General features: G+C 54.0%; 19 protein-coding genes and 1 pseudogene. 17 read left to right on the forward strand and 3 right to left on the reverse strand.

Annotated features, from left to right (window positions below; translation table 11 throughout):
- Positions 1–4 precede the first annotated feature (4 nt).
- The 14 genes and pseudogenes from TBK1r_RS05255 to TBK1r_RS05310 all read left to right on the forward strand — a co-directional run bounded on the left by TBK1r_RS05255 (position 5) and on the right by TBK1r_RS05310 (position 12,323).
- Positions 5–1,267 carry a DUF1552 domain-containing protein gene (locus tag TBK1r_RS05255; protein ID WP_145207868.1) on the forward strand — a complete coding sequence of 421 codons (1,263 nt, stop codon included), beginning with the start codon at positions 5–7 and terminating at the stop codon, positions 1,265–1,267.
- A gap of 531 nt (positions 1,268–1,798) precedes the next feature.
- Positions 1,799–2,110, forward strand: a complete 312-nt coding sequence (locus TBK1r_RS05260) for a hypothetical protein (protein ID WP_145207870.1) — start codon at positions 1,799–1,801, stop codon at positions 2,108–2,110.
- A 62-nt stretch (positions 2,111–2,172) separates the two neighbouring features.
- Positions 2,173–5,550, forward strand: coding sequence for an ankyrin repeat domain-containing protein (locus tag TBK1r_RS05265; protein ID WP_145207872.1), 3,378 nt, complete (start codon positions 2,173–2,175; stop codon positions 5,548–5,550).
- A 177-nt stretch (positions 5,551–5,727) separates the two neighbouring features.
- On the forward strand, positions 5,728–6,159 hold the full coding sequence (locus tag TBK1r_RS05270; RefSeq protein ID WP_419581531.1) for an IS66 family transposase: 432 nt from the start codon (positions 5,728–5,730) through the stop codon (positions 6,157–6,159).
- A gap of 461 nt (positions 6,160–6,620) precedes the next feature.
- A pseudogene (locus TBK1r_RS38330) lies at positions 6,621–6,988 on the forward strand (IS256 family transposase); the annotation flags it as partial.
- Positions 6,989–7,114 carry a hypothetical protein gene (locus TBK1r_RS38335; protein ID WP_419581631.1) on the forward strand — a complete coding sequence of 42 codons (126 nt, stop codon included), beginning with the start codon at positions 6,989–6,991 and terminating at the stop codon, positions 7,112–7,114.
- Positions 7,115–7,159: 45 nt separating this feature from the next.
- Positions 7,160–7,552 (forward strand): DoxX family protein, encoded by a 393-nt coding sequence (locus tag TBK1r_RS05275; RefSeq protein ID WP_473772489.1) that lies wholly within the window; start codon positions 7,160–7,162, stop codon positions 7,550–7,552.
- Between the two features lie 748 nt (positions 7,553–8,300).
- Positions 8,301–8,558, forward strand: a complete 258-nt coding sequence (locus TBK1r_RS05280) for an IS4/Tn5 family transposase DNA-binding protein (RefSeq protein WP_145207875.1) — start codon at positions 8,301–8,303, stop codon at positions 8,556–8,558.
- A gap of 252 nt (positions 8,559–8,810) precedes the next feature.
- Entirely contained in the window at positions 8,811–9,395 is a 585-nt protein-coding gene (locus TBK1r_RS05285) for a sigma-70 family RNA polymerase sigma factor (protein WP_419580992.1), read from the forward strand.
- Between the two features lie 15 nt (positions 9,396–9,410).
- Complete coding sequence (locus TBK1r_RS39430) at positions 9,411–9,668, forward strand: anti-sigma factor family protein (RefSeq protein ID WP_145207879.1); 258 nt, start codon at positions 9,411–9,413, stop codon at positions 9,666–9,668.
- A 185-nt stretch (positions 9,669–9,853) separates the two neighbouring features.
- The gene (locus TBK1r_RS05295; protein WP_145207881.1) at positions 9,854–10,186 is read left to right on the forward strand and encodes a hypothetical protein; all 333 of its coding nucleotides are present in this window, start codon (positions 9,854–9,856) and stop codon (positions 10,184–10,186) included.
- A 62-nt stretch (positions 10,187–10,248) separates the two neighbouring features.
- The gene (locus TBK1r_RS05300) at positions 10,249–10,548 is read left to right on the forward strand and encodes a transposase (RefSeq protein WP_419580593.1); all 300 of its coding nucleotides are present in this window, start codon (positions 10,249–10,251) and stop codon (positions 10,546–10,548) included.
- 29 nt (positions 10,549–10,577) lie between these two features.
- Positions 10,578–11,423, forward strand: a complete 846-nt coding sequence (locus tag TBK1r_RS05305) for an IS3 family transposase (RefSeq protein ID WP_419581532.1) — start codon at positions 10,578–10,580, stop codon at positions 11,421–11,423.
- 192 nt (positions 11,424–11,615) lie between these two features.
- The gene (locus TBK1r_RS05310; protein WP_145207885.1) at positions 11,616–12,323 is read left to right on the forward strand and encodes a Crp/Fnr family transcriptional regulator; all 708 of its coding nucleotides are present in this window, start codon (positions 11,616–11,618) and stop codon (positions 12,321–12,323) included.
- A 1-nt stretch (position 12,324) separates the two neighbouring features.
- On the opposite strand, the gene TBK1r_RS05315 is transcribed toward TBK1r_RS05310, so the two are convergent.
- Positions 12,325–13,146: a glycosyltransferase family 2 protein gene (locus tag TBK1r_RS05315; RefSeq protein ID WP_473772490.1), complete on the reverse strand. Its 822-nt coding sequence runs from the start codon at positions 13,144–13,146 to the stop codon at positions 12,325–12,327.
- Between the two features lie 298 nt (positions 13,147–13,444).
- Between TBK1r_RS05315 and TBK1r_RS05320 the strand changes: the two genes are divergently transcribed.
- A complete protein-coding gene (locus TBK1r_RS05320; RefSeq protein WP_145207889.1) occupies positions 13,445–13,990 on the forward strand; it encodes a thioredoxin family protein in 546 nt (181 codons plus the stop codon).
- A gap of 422 nt (positions 13,991–14,412) precedes the next feature.
- On the opposite strand, the gene TBK1r_RS05325 is transcribed toward TBK1r_RS05320, so the two are convergent.
- Positions 14,413–14,634, reverse strand: coding sequence for a carbon storage regulator (locus TBK1r_RS05325; RefSeq protein WP_145207891.1), 222 nt, complete (start codon positions 14,632–14,634; stop codon positions 14,413–14,415).
- Positions 14,635–14,694: 60 nt separating this feature from the next.
- Positions 14,695–15,165: an anti-sigma factor family protein gene (locus TBK1r_RS05330; protein ID WP_145207893.1), complete on the reverse strand. Its 471-nt coding sequence runs from the start codon at positions 15,163–15,165 to the stop codon at positions 14,695–14,697.
- A gap of 385 nt (positions 15,166–15,550) precedes the next feature.
- Between TBK1r_RS05330 and nrtS the strand changes: the two genes are divergently transcribed.
- Complete coding sequence (gene nrtS, locus TBK1r_RS05335; RefSeq protein ID WP_145207895.1) at positions 15,551–15,826, forward strand: nitrate/nitrite transporter NrtS; 276 nt, start codon at positions 15,551–15,553, stop codon at positions 15,824–15,826.
- A gap of 83 nt (positions 15,827–15,909) precedes the next feature.
- On the forward strand, positions 15,910–16,809 hold the full coding sequence (locus tag TBK1r_RS05340; protein WP_419580993.1) for a DUF547 domain-containing protein: 900 nt from the start codon (positions 15,910–15,912) through the stop codon (positions 16,807–16,809).
- Positions 16,810–16,905: the final 96 nt, after the last annotated feature.

The raw sequence follows: 16,905 nt of genomic DNA on the forward strand, positions 1-16,905 counted from the left end.
AAGAATGAACAACGCACTCCATCGCCGCACATTCTTGCGAGCTTCCGGCATCTCGCTTGCGCTTCCACTCTTGGAGTCGATGACGCCCGCGTTTGCGTCGAAACAGGACGCGCCACCGAAGCGGCTCGTCTTCGTATGCACATCGCTTGGGCTTCACCCGCCGAAACTTTGGCCCAAAACGACTGGAAAAGGCTACGAATCAACTCCATATCTTGACTTGCTGAAAAATCATCGTGACGACTTCACCCTTTTCAGCGGGCTCTCGCACGAAGATCAAACCGGCAGACAACCGCACGACAGCGAAATGACATGGCTGACCGCAGCACGCAAACCGGGGATGGCGGGATTTCGCAATACCGTTTCCATCGATCAGGTTGCGGCAAAGCACTTCGGTTACACCACTCGCTTTCCGTCGGTGACGCTTGGAACTGCGAAAGCTCAAAGCCAGTCGTACACAAGCGGTGGCGTTATGATTCCGGCTGAAACGTCTCCGGCGAGCGTCTTTGCGAAAATGTTCTTGGAAGGCAAGCCAAGCGAAGTAAAGGCTCAGCAACGGAGGCTTCGTGAAGGCCGCAGTATCTTGGATCAGCTCGGCAGCGAAACGAAGAAGTTGCGAAGCGAAGCCAGTGCTTCGGACAATCACCTGCTCGATGACTACTTTCATTCTGTGCGTCAGGCTGAAACAAAGATCACCGCTGTTCAAGGATGGATGGATAAAACGAAACCGGTTGTCGACGTGAATCCACCGCAGGACATCGCCGACCCGGCCGACCTGATCGGGCGGACTCAGTTGCTGATGGACCTCGTGCCATTGATTGTCCAAACCGACACTTCGCGAGTCATCACGGTGATGGTTCAGGATCACTACGTCGTGCCGAAGGTCGAAGGCGTTTCCGGCAATCACCACAACTTGTCCCACCACGGACAAGATCCCTCAAAGATTGATCAACTTGCCAAGATCGAAGCTGGCATCGTCGGCTGCTTCGGTAGTTTGCTGGAGCAAATCAAGCGGCCCGCCGAATCGGGAACTCGTTTGCTCGACAACACATCGATCGTTTTCGGCAGCAACCTTGGCAACGCCAACGCACATGAAGCCAAGAACTTGCCGATCTTCGTGGCGGGTGGCGGCTACGATCACGGACAGTATGTTGACTTGCGAAGAGACCACGATCTTCCTCTGTGCAACCTTTTCGTGCGATTGCTGCAAGATACTGGAATCGAGTCGGTCCGGTTTGGGCAAAGCACAGGCACATTGACTTGGAGCTGAACCGATCTGGCCAATTACGCAAATCGAGCAGCTCGATACACGATCGCGTTCTTTGTATTTACGATGCTCGCTACCAGTTGGATTGAATTCCCTTCGCTACTATTTCAAGTCGTGTATTCCGCGATCGCGACGACATCATCGCAGGAGGCGAAGAGAACTTTGAACAGACGATCGCTGAAGTTCGATCTCGTTTCGCCTATCCCGTTAATGTCGTCGACAGATCGGATCGGTCGACATCACCGAAGTTGGCTGCGCGTATCGATCAAGGCGAGGCAGTTCTCTACTTCGACAGAATGCTCCTGGCGATTCCCGATTCGCAGTGGCTGGTAGAACTCGGCCCGCTCCCGCAGTTCGCTGGTCCGACTCAAAGGGACGTACTGGTCGGTCTCGACTCGTCATACGCGGTTCAACGGCTCCGTACAATCCGCAACAAAGCAATACAGGTTTCTCACTGAGCGCAAGTCGATTCTCCTCTAGGATCAAGGTGCGTCGCTGGACTACGCGGCGCTGCCATCAACGAGGAGAGAAACGATGAAGATGCGATCACAAATTCAAATCTTTGCCTGTACTGCCCGCGCAGTAGGCGTAGTCGCCGCTGGAACGCTGTTCTGGTCAAGCCAAGTCAGCAAAGCTAGCAGAATGCTGAAAGACAAACCACTCAGCGTCACGTCTTGCGATCTTGTGGACTGTGTTTGTGTCCTGACGAATGATGACGACAAGCCGATTCCGTTGCACGTCGGTGGATTGGACATCGAGAACCAAATGGTGTTTCTCCTCGGCGACAAGCGTCTACGTAGGACCGAACGCGTGAGGTGGTTTGGCTGCGATTCCATGGCTGTATAATCGAACTCCTACAGTACTTTGCCAGCGTTACGAGCGGACACTTGGCTAGCGAGGACATCACAATGAACAGATCAACCTATCTTCTTGTCGTTGTCGGTATTGCACTTTGGTTTGTCGTCGGATCGATGTTCTCTCCGAGCGGCGCAGAGCTAGCGTCGGCAGAGAAGACGACAGCCGAAGCCGCGCCGCGAGAGCCGCTGGCTGTTGGGCATCCGACGTTTGCTAGTCCGCATGCATCGCCAATCGCAATCAGCGGCAACTTCGTCTTCGTCGTGAACACGCCTGCCGACACGGTCGACGTGATCGACGCGGAGAAGCGGAAGGTTCACACTCAAATCAGCGTTGGCGTTGATCCGGTTGGCATCGCAGTACGACCGGATGGCAAAGAAGTTTGGGTGTCGAATCATGTTTCCGATTCGGTCAGCGTGATTGACAACGATCCCGAGAGCCCAACCTATTTGCACGTCATCGCAACGATTCAGGAGTTCGATCTGAAGACGAAGGCCACGGCGTTCGATGAGCCGGTGGGAATTGCATTCGCCGGGAACGAGAAAGCGTACGTTGCCCTTTCCTCCGAGAATCAAATTGCTGTCGTCAACGTTTCATCACGGAAGATCACCAAGCGGCTGCGGATTCCGGCGCAGGACCCGCGAGCGATTGCTGTTCGAGGCGATCGTTTGTACGTCGTTCCCTTCGAGTCTAACAACAAGACACAACTGTCGGGCGGATCGCGTGACGACATTGACGGCCAACAGGTGACTTTTGACGCCTGGCAGCATTCGATCGCGGTCAACAACGTGCTGTCGCTGGGGCACGTCACCGATATCGTCAAACATCCCGACGTGCCCGATCGGGACCTGTTTGTCTTTGACACCAAAACGGACAAGCTTGTCGAATCAGTCGATACACTCGGCACACTGCTGTACGGAATCACGGTTGATTCCAAAGGCAACGTCTTTGTCGCTCAAACCGACGCCCGCAACGATGCCAACGGTCGTGCGGGTACGAAGAAACACGGCATGAAGGAAATGGAGAACCGTGCGTTCCTGAACCAGATCACGAGAGTCAGCTTCACCGAAGGGTCGCCAGAAGAGCCGCAACGAATTGACCTCGAACCATTGCCGCCGGGGCATCCTGAAAAGGGCATGGCTCTCGCGACACCTTTCGCCATTCAAGTCAGTGCCGACGACACAACACTTGTCGCCACAGCCGCCGGCTCGGACAAGCTCTTTACGGTCGATGCCGAAAGCGGAGAAGTGCTCGGTCGCATTCCTGTCGGATCCGTCCCGCGAGGCATCGCGTTACGGAACGCGGACGATGGCAAAGCCACTCAGGCTTGGGTCTACAACGCGGTGGCGAACACGGTTTCGGTGATCGACGTTTCCGATGCAGCGAAGCCACAAGTCGCCGGTTTTGTGAAGCTCGACGATCCAACCCACAAACAGGTCAAACTCGGACGCACTTGGTTCAACGACGCCGATGCGTCCTCGACCGGGACGTTCTCGTGCGAAAGCTGCCACCCCGACAGCAACACCGACCAATTGCTGTGGGTGCTGCAAACGCCAGTCGTGACCGGCGGCAACCAAATCATGCCCCGATCAACGATGCCAGTTCGTGGCTTGCGGGACACGGCCCCGTTCCATTGGGACGGTGTTCTCGGCGATCCTTATGGCGGAAACAACAGTGCGAATATCTACTCATCGGTCGATCCGGTTGCAGACGAGGACGATCAAATCACGGGCACGCGACATCTTGTCGACGTCAGCATGGCTGAAATCCTGAAGGCTCAAGGCGATGGCACGGTCAACGACGAAGGCAAGCCCGGTGGATTCACGGCAGCAGAGCGAGACGACTTGGCAACCTATTTGTTGAGCATACCGTTCCCTCCCGCACAACGACGTGCCTTTGACAATGTGCTTACTGACCGCGCGAAGGAAGGCTACAAGTTGTTCCATATCGACGGTGATCTCGACCCGTCGCGAACAACACCCAATGTCTGCGGCGACTGTCACCGCATGCCGCATCTCGTCAGCACAAACACTCCAGGCACGGGAATGGAAGCACCCACTTGGCGCGGCGCTTACGACCGCTTCCTCATCCTGCCTCAAGGACGACTCAACATCATCGAATTTCCCTTCTATCGCGACGTGGCCCATCGCGGACAGTCCGAAGAAGAAATCTGGCGTTTCTCATGGGGCGGTCGTCGCCGCTTCAATCCTGTCTGGAACATGGTGCTTGAAGGCAGTACGGGCTTCTCCGGTTCATTTGCTCGACAGATCACGCTTTCCAAGGCGACAGTTGACGATGTACTCACTGCCCAACTTCTCGACGCGCTGGAACTTTCGTCCCGCGAAGGTGGAGTCGTGCTCGAAGTCGACGGCGTCTTCATCAATGACAGCGAATCGAAGTCGATTTCCTTACAGTTCGATGATGAACACGCTGGCGGTTCCTACGTTGCCAAACCGGAAGTGTCCAGCAAACGTCGCCGCCGTTCATCCAGTCGAGACCGCGCCGTGTATGCGCGTGAGGAACTCGTCTCGTTTGCGAAGGAGGGCAAGTTCGTCGGGACCTTCACCGGTCGGCACGGCGCGCTGGCCGATGTCGAACACCCGCAACCCGCATTGTGGACACTTGGCCCGATCGAACAACAGCGAGGCCATCAGGAGTTTCCGATACTGCACAAAGGCAAGCGAAACATGTCGATCAGCGGTCGCAACTTCGACGAACACGCTGGCGTTTACGTCGACGGACGTCGTGTGGAGGGAAGCGTTACATACGGCGATGACAATGAAAATGAAGAAGTGATTGTGGAACTGGCAAGCTTGCCGGAAAACGGTTTACACATGCTTCAGGTTCAGAACGAGAACGGCATGTTCAGCAATGACTTCATCTTCCACGTCACGGCCGATGCGGACGCCGCAGCCAAGCTGAAACGCACTTTCGACGAAGCACAGGTCGACCGCAGCGCCGTGTTGTCGGAAGCGATCACAAGTGGCGATGTCGACAAAGTGAACGAAGCTCTCGATCGAGCACAGGCAGGTTTCGGCAGTTCGCCACGCGTCAACGTTCGCGATGCAAGTGGCTCAACACCACTCAGCGCCGCTGCACTGCTTGGCAACATTGAGATCGTGAAACTACTCCTCGAACGTGGGGCCAACGTCGCAGCGACCAATCGGGACGGCACTACACCTCTGCACGTTGCCGCATTCATGTGCCACACCGAAGTCGTGGAGTTGCTTCTCGAAAACGGTGCCTCTCCCGGGCGCGAGAACAACCGCGGAGACAGCGCCATTGACTCAGTTTCCGGCCAGTGGAGCGAAGGGCTCGCAAGCTTCTACTCCGGTATCGGCCGTGCCGTCGGCGTGGAGGTTGATCTTGACCGAATCCAAGAGCAACGACCAAAGATCGCCAAGTTGCTGCGTGAACACGCAGAGCAATAGTAAGCGCGTCGAGTAGCGGGACTCGCCAGTCGTTACGTCGTTCATTTCGATCTTCGCGAGTCGATGACCGAGGTGGATGTTGAAATCGTCTACCAGGCTGCGTTGGAAAAACCCACGGAGGTGAAGCCTCGAATCATTAGCGACAACCAACCCAATCGTCGTTAGGCGGCGGAAATCATCACCAACAAGTTTGCCGACCATTTGCCACTGTATCGAAGTGAAGACATCTTCGCCCGCGCAGGCATGATGATCCCTAGAAACACACAGTTTGGGATGCTTGTGAACATCGCGGCACTCGTCGCACCGCTGATCGCCTTGATGAAATCGCGAATCGTTTCGGGCCGCGTTCTGGGCGTCGATGACACGTCGGTGCGGCTGCAAGATCTTGCCTTGCCCGGCAAGATTCGAACGGCTCGCTTCTGGTTGTATCCTGGCCGCGAAGACCATCCGTACAACGTGTTCGACTTTACCGAGAGTCGTGGGCGCGACGGTCCGGCGGGATTCTTGAAAGATTTTCACGGCCACGCGGTGGTCGACGCTTATCGCCAGCTTCAGGGGTCTTCTGGCCGTAGGTTACCAGCGATGAGACCGCGACAGAAAGCGTTTTGATCTCTCGTGGCCCGTGGTGGATCGATAGACGCCTGACTCCCTCGCGACAGCGATGCGTGATCCAGTGGGACTTTCTCTTAGCAAAAGACCGAATCCCTTGACCGCACTTCGCGCCGCCCCTTGGGAGTCGAGCGGAAGTAGAGCTCAGAGACAGCCCAGTGAGATCAAAACGCAGCATCAGTTGCAGCGCCGATGAATTGCGTGCTAGAGACGCGGGAAGCGGACGCCACGGAATTGGTGGGGCGACGATTGGCCGTCGGCCCCGACAGCAAGGCCACCCTGGGCAGATAGAACGCTTACCATGCAGCCGCCTCAGGAATCGAACGCAGCGAAGTAGATGATGATTGGACGCTTCCCCGAGATATGATCGAAGGTCGTGTTCTTGATTGAATGAAAAATGGCGGCGTATCCTGTTGGAATCATCACACCCCAACGGCCCAACACGGGCACAAGGACAGGCCATGAATAAGACTAAAACAGACCGACGTGCGGTACCTGTGGACGAACAGCTCGATCCCGAAGTGATTTCTTTCCGAGCTCAGTTCGATCAGAAAAGCCCGCTGGATGAAATTGTCCGAGAAGGAGCCAGGCGAATGCTGAGTCAACGCTCGATGCGGAAGTCGATGCTTTCGTCGCCATGCATGAGGACCGTCGCGACGAGCGTGGCCGGAGGCAAGTCGTCAAAAACGGAAGCCTGCCGGAACGAGAAATCCTGACCGGTGCCGGGGCGATCCCAGTCACACAAGGCCGTGTACGCGACAAACATCCCTATCCTGAACAGTGTGTGGCGTTCACGCCAAGTGTATTACCAGCGTACCTGCGAAAGACGATGTTCAAGCTCGCACAGTCTGCTTCAAAGAAATGGAGACGATTGAACTGTCACGAAAAGATCACGTTCGTCATCGAAGGACGGTCCTTCAAAGACGGAATCATGCAGGAAGAAATTGCCGCCTGATCTTTTTTCAGAACACAACAATTGACAATAACTCGTTGATTGTCGATGAATCTTCTGTTCCTCGTGGCACTGAGAATGCGACAAACTTCGATCGCGTTGATTTGCGTGTTCTTCATCGTCGCCGGTGTGAATCACTTCGTTAAGCCGGGCGTGTACTTGAAGATCATGCCAGAGTATCTGCCTTGGCCATTGGCTTTGGTTCACGTGTCGGGGTTCTTTGAAGTGCTTGGCGGCGTTGGTTTGGCGGTGCCACGACTGCGGCGAGCGGCTGGAATTGGATTGATCGCGCTGCTCTTTGCCGTCTTCCCAGCGAACGTGGACATGCTGATGAACGCGGACCAGTTCCCGGCTATCCCGGTTTGGGCGCTGGTTGCACGGCTGCCACTGCAAGGCGTGCTGATCGCTTGGGTTTGGTGGACAGCCGTGAAATCGCGATGAGGTTCGCTTCTTCCAGCGATTCTCAGCGTCTCCAAATCACATGACCTGTCTGAAGACGTTTGGACTCCGTTTCGGTGGGTCGCTACAAACTTGGTGAGAGGAAACATCGCGATTTACAGAGCCAAACGATGTACTCAACTGGATCGAACGGGAGGTCGCTATGGCTCCTAACCCAAACTGGCTAAGAAACGGAGAACGTAAGAATCCTGTCCCAGAGACCGAAATCCGGCAGCGGGCGTCGGAAAGAGTGTTCTCGGATGTCTGAGACGACAGAGAAACCGCCGCGTCGATCGTTGACGCAAGTGGTTGCGGGATAACGGGATAAAACGAAAAAAGCCGACGTGGAGCACACGTCGGCTTTTCGTTTACCGTAGGGTCGGAACGTGTCCCAACCTTTCAGAGAAGTTGTGGGCTTCAAGTGGCAATCAAGCAAAGACGCCTTTTGGCCTTCTGGGTCATCTGTTTTGGCGTGATTACCCGCGAAATTCTCTGGAATTCGTTCTGGTTTGCTGCGCACCGTGGCTCTTGGGCTCGTCTTTACCCACGTTTCCAGATCGTTTTGTGAAACGTGGTGCGTTGGATGTGAGCGTATTTCCGTGCTCAGTCAATCCGTGAAACTGGAGTGTATTTGACACGTTATAGGCGACCGCGATGTTTTCGGTAGGCACGGGATGGATTGCCTGTTCAGTTGGTCGCCGGATCAGGAAGTGTCAACGCGGCCATCGAATCATTTGAACGGAATTTTGCAATGCTGGTCGTTGGTAATGAAAAATGGGTCGAAGACCAGTTCTCGACATGTGAACTCAAGCACAAGAAACGAACCCAGCGACTGCAGTTGGTCGCGGCCAATATGCTCGCGTCTCCAGAAGCATCGTTGCCAAGTCAAAATCCCCAATGGAAGGACCTCAAGGCGGCCTACCGACTCTTTGATCGGCCCGAAGTAACGCACAAGGCTGTTTGTGAGCCTCACTGGAAAAAGACTCGTCAAACGAAACCCGGCCGATAGGCGATGATCGTAACGACAGCGGTGCTTATGAAGGGCCGATAAGCTGGGAACCGCCGTGGAGCGGACCGTATTCCCGGCATAGCGGAAACTGATTGTCCTCGAGGACTCCTGCCTTCCTAGAATTGCGTTGACATCGGTGGTTATGCACCGAACTGATCCGACTGTGAGATTGCTCACAATGCCTGAATCCAATTCTGGTAAGATAAACGTCAACTATTTACGTTTGCTTGGAACCGAATGGAACAATCCGAATTGACCGAAGCCGACCAGAGCCGTGATCCGTCGGCCTGGGTTGATGCGTATGGCGACGCCCTTTTTCGCTATGCCCTTTCGCGGCTGCGCAATCCGGAATCTGCTGAGGAAGTGGTGCAGCAGACGTTTTTGGCTGGATTGCAGCATCAACACCAGTTTTCCGGTGCGGGATCACAGCAAGGTTGGCTGATGGGGATCCTGAAACGCAAGATCATCGACTTTGTCCGGCAGCGAAACCGTTCAGCCCAGTCGGAGTCACAGACTGACGCATTGGATACACGCGATCCACTGGACTCGTTTTTTGATCGTAGCGGGAAGTGGAAACAGAACGTCCGCGAAACGCTGCTTGAGCCACTTGATTCAGTTGATCGGCAGGAATTTTGGCCGGTTTTTCAAGCGTGCTTGAAATCTCTGCCTGAGCGGCAGTCTAACGTGTTTATGCTTCGAGAAATGGAGGATCTAGAAACGGGCGAAATTTGTAAGGAATTGGAGATCAGTGCGTCTAATTTGTGGGTGCTGCTGCATCGTGCACGTCTCCGTCTCGCCAACTGCATTAAACTACGTTGGCTTCAAGAAAAAGCATAACCGGACTACGCCGTCATGTTGTCTTGCAGAGAAATTACCAAACTCGTTTCTGAGTCGCTCGATCATCCCTTGCCTCTAAGCAAGCGGGTTTCGGTTTGGATGCATCTGAGCATGTGTCGGCTTTGCTCTGCGTTTCGCCGTGATCAGGTTGTGCTCAAGGAGCGAATTTCTGATGAGGTCGAGCATGCTTCCAATGAAGAAATGCCCGAAGGGGTGAAGTTGTCCGCCGCCGCGAAGCAAAGAATTGCGAAAGCAATTGACTCGCAGGCTTAAGACGCAACGAACCTTCTTATTGCCCGCATTTCCGTTGGCGGATATTCGGACGCCATCGCCATTCCGATCATATCGGTTGTCGGAACCAACCGTATCCGCGGTGTCTTGTGCGTTGACTCACGCGGCCATTGACGAAAGCTGCCATGCACGCGGACTCTCGTTTCTCATCACCAGGAAGATCTCACTTGAACGTCAGCATCGTTTTGAAAAGTCGAGTTCAGTTGACAGGCCGTGTTGGCGTTGAGCTTTTGACGTTAGCAAGAGGTGTGGCGAAGCTCGCGTTTATCGGCGCAGAGTTGCTTGGGGCAAGCAACGAAGGTCTGTGTCATGTGCGGTGCAGCGGTCGCTGTTATTGGTGGTTCCCCGAAGGTGGCCCACGATTGCTGGTCGCTCAACTTGGCCTTGGACAGGAGTTTGAGATTGGTGGTGCGTTTCGCGGCGTGATCGAGTCCCTTAACCAGCGTAGCGTAGGCTTGCGGGTGCTTGAATCGCATTCCACACGCAGCATCAGCAATTGAGGTGGTGACCTGATTCCGGGCGCGCTTGGGGCTTAGAATGGCCGACCAAGGAGATCCCCAGAATGAGCAAGAAGCCTCTTAAAGACAACAGCAAATCACGACGTCAGTATTCCGATCCATTTAAGCGGGACGCGGTACAGATGCTGCTCGACGGGCACACGGCGACCTCGATAGTCGACCGGCTCGGTTTATCAGGCACCAATTTGCTATACCGTTGGAAACGAGAGCAGCTTCGGCAAAGCGGCCCAGTTGCCTCGTCGCTTGACAATCGGGTGAAGGAATTGGAGGTCGAGCTGCGGCGAGTTGAGCGAGAGCGTGACATCTTAAAAAAAGCATTGTCTATTTTCAGCCGAAGCGACTGATTGATCGGTTTGTCGCCGCAGCAGAAGTCATTGACTCGACGAACGTATCGGCCAGCGAGGTTTGTAACGCTCTATCACTTTCGCGAAGTTCGTTCTACGGATTTCAACAGGTGAGTCGACGTGACGAGCCGACTCGGACCGAGGAGCTTTCACCCATGATTATCGACATTTTCTGGAAGCATCGGCGACGTTACGGCGCTCGGCGAATCGTCAGTGAATTGGCCGATCGCGGCATCGTCGTCTGCCGAAGGACGGTGGCGGAAGCGATGAAATTACAGGGATTGAGGGCAATTCAGCCCAAATCCTTCAAACCAAAAACAACCGAAAGTCGACATCGATTGGGATACAGTCCGAATTTGCTGTTGGATCCATTCGAACTCAACACCATCAACAGGCTTTGGGTCGCAGACATCACCTATATCCCCATCGCGGGTCGAAGGTTTGCCTACCTGTCGATGGTGATGGACCGATTCTCACGACGAATCATCGGGTGGAAATTGGATGTGACGATGACTGAACAACTTGTCATTGATGGCTTGAAGGATGCGATCAGGAGTCGGCAACCTGGTCGAGACCTAATCCATCACAGCGATCGCGGCGGCCAGTACGCTGGCAATCGGTTTCGTCAGATATTGAAGCGTTCTTCGATCCGACAGAGCATGAGCCGTGCCGGCGACTGTTACGACAACGCATTCATGGAAAGTTGTTTCGGAACGATCAAGACCGAGCTGGAGATAACCGAATACGAGACTGTGACTGAAGGAGAACGTAAGTTGGGAGGTTACTTCGGCTACTACAACCGAGATCGAAAGCACTCGAGTCTTGGCTACCAGACACCTACACAATTTGAATCCACTCACCCAGGTCAAAAATAAGACTTCGGCGCGCCCGGAATCAGGTCACCACCTCAAATCACCACACCCTCACGGTAAGAGCATGGGCGCTTTTAATCAACTTTATTTGTGTAAGGAATCGCACGTTCGGGCGTCTACCGGGGAACTTTGCGAGCATCAGGGCACGACGTGTGCCCTAATTCGCGGAGTCAACTCGGCGGAGAGGGAACCAGCGTGCCTCAGCAAATCTGGCATCTAAAGAATAACGAACTGTTCACCAAACTGAACCCAGACCAGTTGGCGCACCTCGAATCGCGTTGTCGGTCTCGTTCGTTTGCCGCGCACAGTCCGGTCTATTTGCCGAGCCAATCAGCGGACAGCGTATTCTTGCTTGCTAGCGGGCTGGTCAAGGTCTGCAACCTGACCAACGACGGCAAGCAGTCCATTTTGGCGTTTGTTGAACCGGGCGAGCTGTTCGGTGAGTTGGCAATTTTTGAATCGGAACAGCGGGACGAGTACGTCGAAGCTGTTGAGAAGTCGACGGTGGTGATGATTCCGGCTAGTGAGCTTCAGGAACTGATGGCTGCAAACCACGACGTCTCAATCGCACTAACGAAGATGATCGGACTGCGGCGGCATCGTGTCGAACGACGATTGAAGAATCTGCTTTTTCTTTCCAATCGAGACCGGTTGGTTCACTTGCTGCTTGACCTAGCGGAGCAGTTTGGCATTTGCGATTCCGAAGGGATACATCTGCGGATCAAATTGGCTCATCAGGAAATCGCTAACCTGATGGGAAGTACGCGTGAAACGGTGACGATACTGCTCGGGCAATTGAAATCCGAGGGGATGGTCGACGTTGGCCGGCAACGGATTGTCTTGATTCAAGCGGAGCAACTAGCGATATCAGTACACCGGAAAGCGCCAAGCCTGAACTCGTAGCCTAGGCTTCCAGCTTGGGTGCTGTATTCCCAGGCTGGAAGCCTAGGCTACGTCGGCGCATCAACCCATACTTCGCGATTGTATAGAGAATCTTGTACCCTGCCTTGATCGTGCCACTAACGGTGCCGCTGATCTTGCTGGTGCCAACTCTTGTTCGATACGGAACAGGGATTTCCAGGAAACGCAGTCCAAGCCTTGCCGCTTTGATCTGCATCTCGATCGTCCATCCAAAGTTCTCATCTTGCATTTGCAGTTCGCAAAGTCGACTGTAGTTGATCGCTCGAAAAGGCCCCAAATCGGTGTAGCGAACGCCGAAGAACCATCGCATCAGAAAGCACGCGAGCTTGTTTCCAAACACACTTTGAGGAGGCATTGCTCCCGGCTCGCGCTCGCCAAGCAAGCGTGAACCGAGAACGAAGTCTGCGGTTCCCGTTGCAAGCGGGCCGACCAAGAGGGGTAGTAGATCAGAATGATCGCTGTAGTCGGCGTCGACGAACGCAACTACTTTGGGCGCCGCTTGTCCCTCATTGATCAGCTCACGCAGCTTCGCTAACCCACGCAGGCAGGCAATTCCGTATCCTCGCTGCGACTCCGGAACAACGATCGCACCTGCTTCCTCTGCCACGGAAGCCGTGTCGTCCGTGCAACCATTGTCGACCACGATGACTCCGGCGACACAGGGCAAATCACGCAAGACGAGGCCGATAGACTTTTCTTCGTTGAGTGCCGGAATGACAACCCAGACCGATTCTCGAAGATAGCCATCGACGTCGGTCATCTTTTCAGCTTCGGACAAGTGGACCGGTTGTGTTTCATTGGACATCTCTTCATCGTCGCATGAATGCAGCTTTGCTTCTGTGAGGTCAATCACATTCGTGGGCGGAATTCTTTGGCCGAACCGTATGCAGTCTCACGAAGTTGAGCGTTGCTGTTGGACGATTTGAGTCGCAAGGATCAATTGCAAGCTTTGTGAGGAATCGTCACGTCCTTCAGCTGACTAGCTTTCAATTTTCCAATTCGGTTTCGCAACTTACGGCGGAAAGAGTCAGTCAATCGCAATTGCTCAGACATCAACATTCGTAACCCACACCCTCCATCGACTGAACCATAAGGTCATCCAAATGAAACTCACTTCCCTTGCCACCCTCGCAGTGTTGCCATTTGCATTCGTGTTGCTTGCCGGTTGCACGGACGGTGGCGCAATGGCATTTCGCAAGACTTCATCAAGCGAGATGGATGCTCTGCTATCTGAATCGCTTGTGACGCAGGAATCATACGCAAATGCACCGGAGGTGCTTCCGCGAAAGGAAACACTCGTCAGCACCGCCTCTGCAAGCATTTCACAACAATCATCGCTTGTTATCCTTGCACCAGGCGAAGACTTGATGGCAAAAGTCAACAACGCACGCGGACCAGTGCTGCTCGATTTCTACGCCGACTGGTGCGGTCCCTGCAAAATACAGGGGAAAATTCTCCACGACATGGAGCAGGAAGCGGAAAAACACGGAACGCTGATGATCAAAATCAACATTGATGACCACCCGCAGATCGCTGAACAACTACAAGTGGAAGGAATCCCGACGCTGATGATGGTCAAGAACGGTCGAGTTGTGAATCGACAGTCTGGTATCGCCGATAAACGCAAATTGACAAAGTGGATGCAGTAGTCATTTGACGTCGATTGTGGTTTCACATTCGACACCGTCGATCAGATGTTGACGAAGCAGTTCGATTGCCACCTGTTTCATGAAGTATGTTGGGACTCTACCGCACACGCACAAACGATTCTTCTGACACTGGCACGTCAGCGATCTTACCGGGCCGTAAGCGCAGCTTGTGATGGCCGTTCGTATCCGCTGTGCCGCACAAAGGGCTTGCTCTGAAGGTAGCAGGATGGGCTGAATCTCTGGCGATTCAAGGCTGTTTTCAATGCTCACAGGGATCTCAAAGGTTTGAATTTGCTGTTGTTTGAACCATAGTTTCTTGAGTTGAGCTTTTTATGTGTCGTTGTACTGCGTGAACCCGTAGAGCAAATCCTGCAGAAATCTCGTTCAAGTATTGTCCACCGATTCACGAGTGCGACATGATGTTACGCAACTGTTTTGAGTGGGCCGTTTTTGACGTCGCTCTCTGGTCCCAGTTGGGAGCCAATCTCAGCCCAAACTTCCTCGCGGTGGATGCCGATCGTATCCGCTGCAGCGATGCCCAGCCGAACGCGGTTACCGTCAATTCTCAATACTTCAAGCGTAGCGACCTCGCCGCCGAAACTGACAACAACCCGTTGACCCTGTTTTCTTGACAAGACAAGCATTCTTCAATCTCCGTATTGGATATGACTGCGTCGACCACACACCGTCGTGGTCATGTCTTATCAATCTACGTTCGACGCCAGCAGAGTTCTGTGCGTTTGAAAACCGTTTGGCGAATTGCCGATAAGATTTTCGTCCACCATTGGCATTTCGGCTTTTTTCATCGCTTCCATTTTCTCTTGGCAAACCGGACACTGCTGAAGGTGAGAAGTAAATGCCAGTTGTTGGTCGGGTGTCAATTGTCCCATCGCAAACTGCTGCATGGACGCTTGGACTTCGCTGCACGTCACGCCACCGAAGTTGAACTCCCGAAGCTGTTCTTGGTGCGCCGGTGAATTGCCTGATCCACCGAAGTTCCAAACGCCCAGTCCTAGCATTGCCATCACAACGATTGGAGCGCCAATGCGAACGACGGACTTACGTCGACGGTCGGCATTAAGGCGACTCCGCAAATCGCCTATGGTTCCTGGCGTGCATTCCTCCCAACCTGCATCGAACTCAGAATCTTCGCGGACCATATCTTGGCGGACCATGAACTCGTTCCTCTATTACAGTGGAAGTGGAAGAATGCAACCCGCGGGGCACTTGATCATCTCGGTTGATTGCATGTCTCTATCCTCGCCTCGAACCTGCCAAGCGTCTGTGTTGAATCTCACACGGCCTGGTTTTTCTTTGCTGATCGACGATTCTGTAAGGAAATCGCGATTCTTGCGTCGTCATGGTGTAACAGCAAGACCGTAGCTCCCGTGCTGCTTGTTCCGGGCACGATTCTGAATCTGGCGCCCGGTGCGATGTTCCCGCTGATCGTGTGAATCACGACAAAATTCCTAGCTCGCGCCAAAGCACAGAGGGCGGTCGCAAATCCATCGATTTGGCTTGTTCCATTCCGTAGGATCACGCAATTCATAAAGCTAACGTATGAACTCACCCATTGAAATTCTCAAACAGACAACCAAAAGTCTTGCCACGAGCAACTGGATTCGACTCGCCTGCAACCCGTCCGTCGTCAGACGCGGAATGGTGTATAGCTTGGTCGTTGGAACCCTGTTGGCCATCATCAATCAAGGTGATGTGATCATGCAGGGAAGTCTGACTTGGTGGCACGGCTTGAAGATTGCTCTGACGTACCTCGTTCCCTACGCCGTCTCGACGCTTTCGAGTGTCGGAGCGATGCAAACTTCTGTAAGGAGTTGACCACTACGGCGTCTCCTCAAGTACCTAGGGGAGCGACGAGCGTTGCTTCCAGTCAACACGAAACCTCAGTCAGTATGCCCATCATGGAAATCGCGAACAACCAACCCGCAGAACGCTCGACCGCCAACAAACGTCGCACCATGATCTTTGTCAGTGTTTCCCTATTGCTGGTCACTGCGGCAGCCTTCGCCTGGTTCAATGTGGGGGCAATCGAGCGTTCGTTGATAGGCTTGTTCGGACCACCTCAAGTCGAGCTACGCGAAGCGTATTCCGCCAACGCCGCTGGACCAACCATGGACCATTCGTCATTTGACTCGCTGCTCAAGAAGCATGTCGACGACGATGGCTGGGTTGACTACGAAGGGCTGGAAGGGGAGGAATCGAAACTTGACAGATACCTCCAGTCTGTGGCCGCCGCACCGTTTGATGAAATGGGGCGAGACGAAAAGCTGGCTTTACTCATCAATGGCTACAACGCATCGACGTTGAAGTTGATCCTCGATCAAATGCCAATCGACTCGATCCAAGACATCTCCGAAGCGGATCGCTGGGACGCAGTACGATGGAATATCGGCGGCAACCAGTGGAGCTTGAACCAGATTGAACACGAACAAATCCGACCCAAGTTCGCCGAGCCTCGTGTGCATTTCGCGTTGGTTTGCGCCGCCATCGGTTGTCCGCCGCTGCGAAACGAAGCCTATAACGCGACTCGTGTCAACGATCAACTCCAAGACCAAACCGAGTACGTCCATGAGCATTCGACGTGGTTTGCGTTTGATCCAGATTCAGGAAAGTTGCAACTGACCAAGCTCTACAGTTGGTACGGCGGCGACTTTGAACAAGCTGCTGGAAGCGTATCCACCTTCGCTGCAAGATATTCACCGGCACTGAAGCAGGCGATCGAATCCGGAGTCGCTTCGTCACCCTCATGGTTGCCATACGACTGGAACCTGAACAGTCTGAAAAACAAGCAACGACGCTAGGCAGTGCGAAATGATTGGGCCATCTGTGTCGATCAGTTCCACTTGCGGTTGGTCGCGTCCGGTTCTGTTTCGCGAGACGAGTTCCCCGTAGGGGAA

The organism is Stieleria magnilauensis (genome assembly GCA_007753675.1).
Classification (GTDB): domain Bacteria; phylum Planctomycetota; class Planctomycetia; order Pirellulales; family Pirellulaceae; genus Stieleria; species Stieleria magnilauensis.

Excerpts from the sequence above, each read along its gene's own strand:
- TBK1r_RS05255 (WP_145207868.1), top strand. The coding sequence starts at position 5 with ATGAACAACGCACTCCATCGCCGCACATTCTTGCGAGCTTCCGGCATC.
- TBK1r_RS05260 (WP_145207870.1), top strand. The coding sequence starts at position 1,799 with ATGAAGATGCGATCACAAATTCAAATCTTTGCCTGTACTGCCCGCGCA.
- TBK1r_RS05265 (WP_145207872.1), top strand. The coding sequence starts at position 2,173 with ATGAACAGATCAACCTATCTTCTTGTCGTTGTCGGTATTGCACTTTGG.
- TBK1r_RS38335 (WP_419581631.1), top strand. The coding sequence starts at position 6,989 with ATGTTCAAGCTCGCACAGTCTGCTTCAAAGAAATGGAGACGATTGAAC.
- TBK1r_RS05275 (WP_473772489.1), top strand. The coding sequence starts at position 7,160 with ATGAATCTTCTGTTCCTCGTGGCACTGAGAATGCGACAAACTTCGATC.
- TBK1r_RS05280 (WP_145207875.1), top strand. The coding sequence starts at position 8,301 with ATGCTGGTCGTTGGTAATGAAAAATGGGTCGAAGACCAGTTCTCGACA.
- TBK1r_RS39430 (WP_145207879.1), top strand. The coding sequence starts at position 9,411 with ATGTTGTCTTGCAGAGAAATTACCAAACTCGTTTCTGAGTCGCTCGAT.
- TBK1r_RS05300 (WP_419580593.1), top strand. The coding sequence starts at position 10,249 with ATGAGCAAGAAGCCTCTTAAAGACAACAGCAAATCACGACGTCAGTAT.
- TBK1r_RS05315 (WP_473772490.1), bottom strand. The coding sequence starts at position 13,146 with ATGTCCAATGAAACACAACCGGTCCACTTGTCCGAAGCTGAAAAGATG.
- TBK1r_RS05320 (WP_145207889.1), top strand. The coding sequence starts at position 13,445 with ATGAAACTCACTTCCCTTGCCACCCTCGCAGTGTTGCCATTTGCATTC.
- TBK1r_RS05325 (WP_145207891.1), bottom strand. The coding sequence starts at position 14,634 with ATGCTTGTCTTGTCAAGAAAACAGGGTCAACGGGTTGTTGTCAGTTTC.
- TBK1r_RS05330 (WP_145207893.1), bottom strand. The coding sequence starts at position 15,165 with ATGGTCCGCCAAGATATGGTCCGCGAAGATTCTGAGTTCGATGCAGGT.
- nrtS (WP_145207895.1), top strand. The coding sequence starts at position 15,551 with ATGAACTCACCCATTGAAATTCTCAAACAGACAACCAAAAGTCTTGCC.
- TBK1r_RS05340 (WP_419580993.1), top strand. The coding sequence starts at position 15,910 with ATGGAAATCGCGAACAACCAACCCGCAGAACGCTCGACCGCCAACAAA.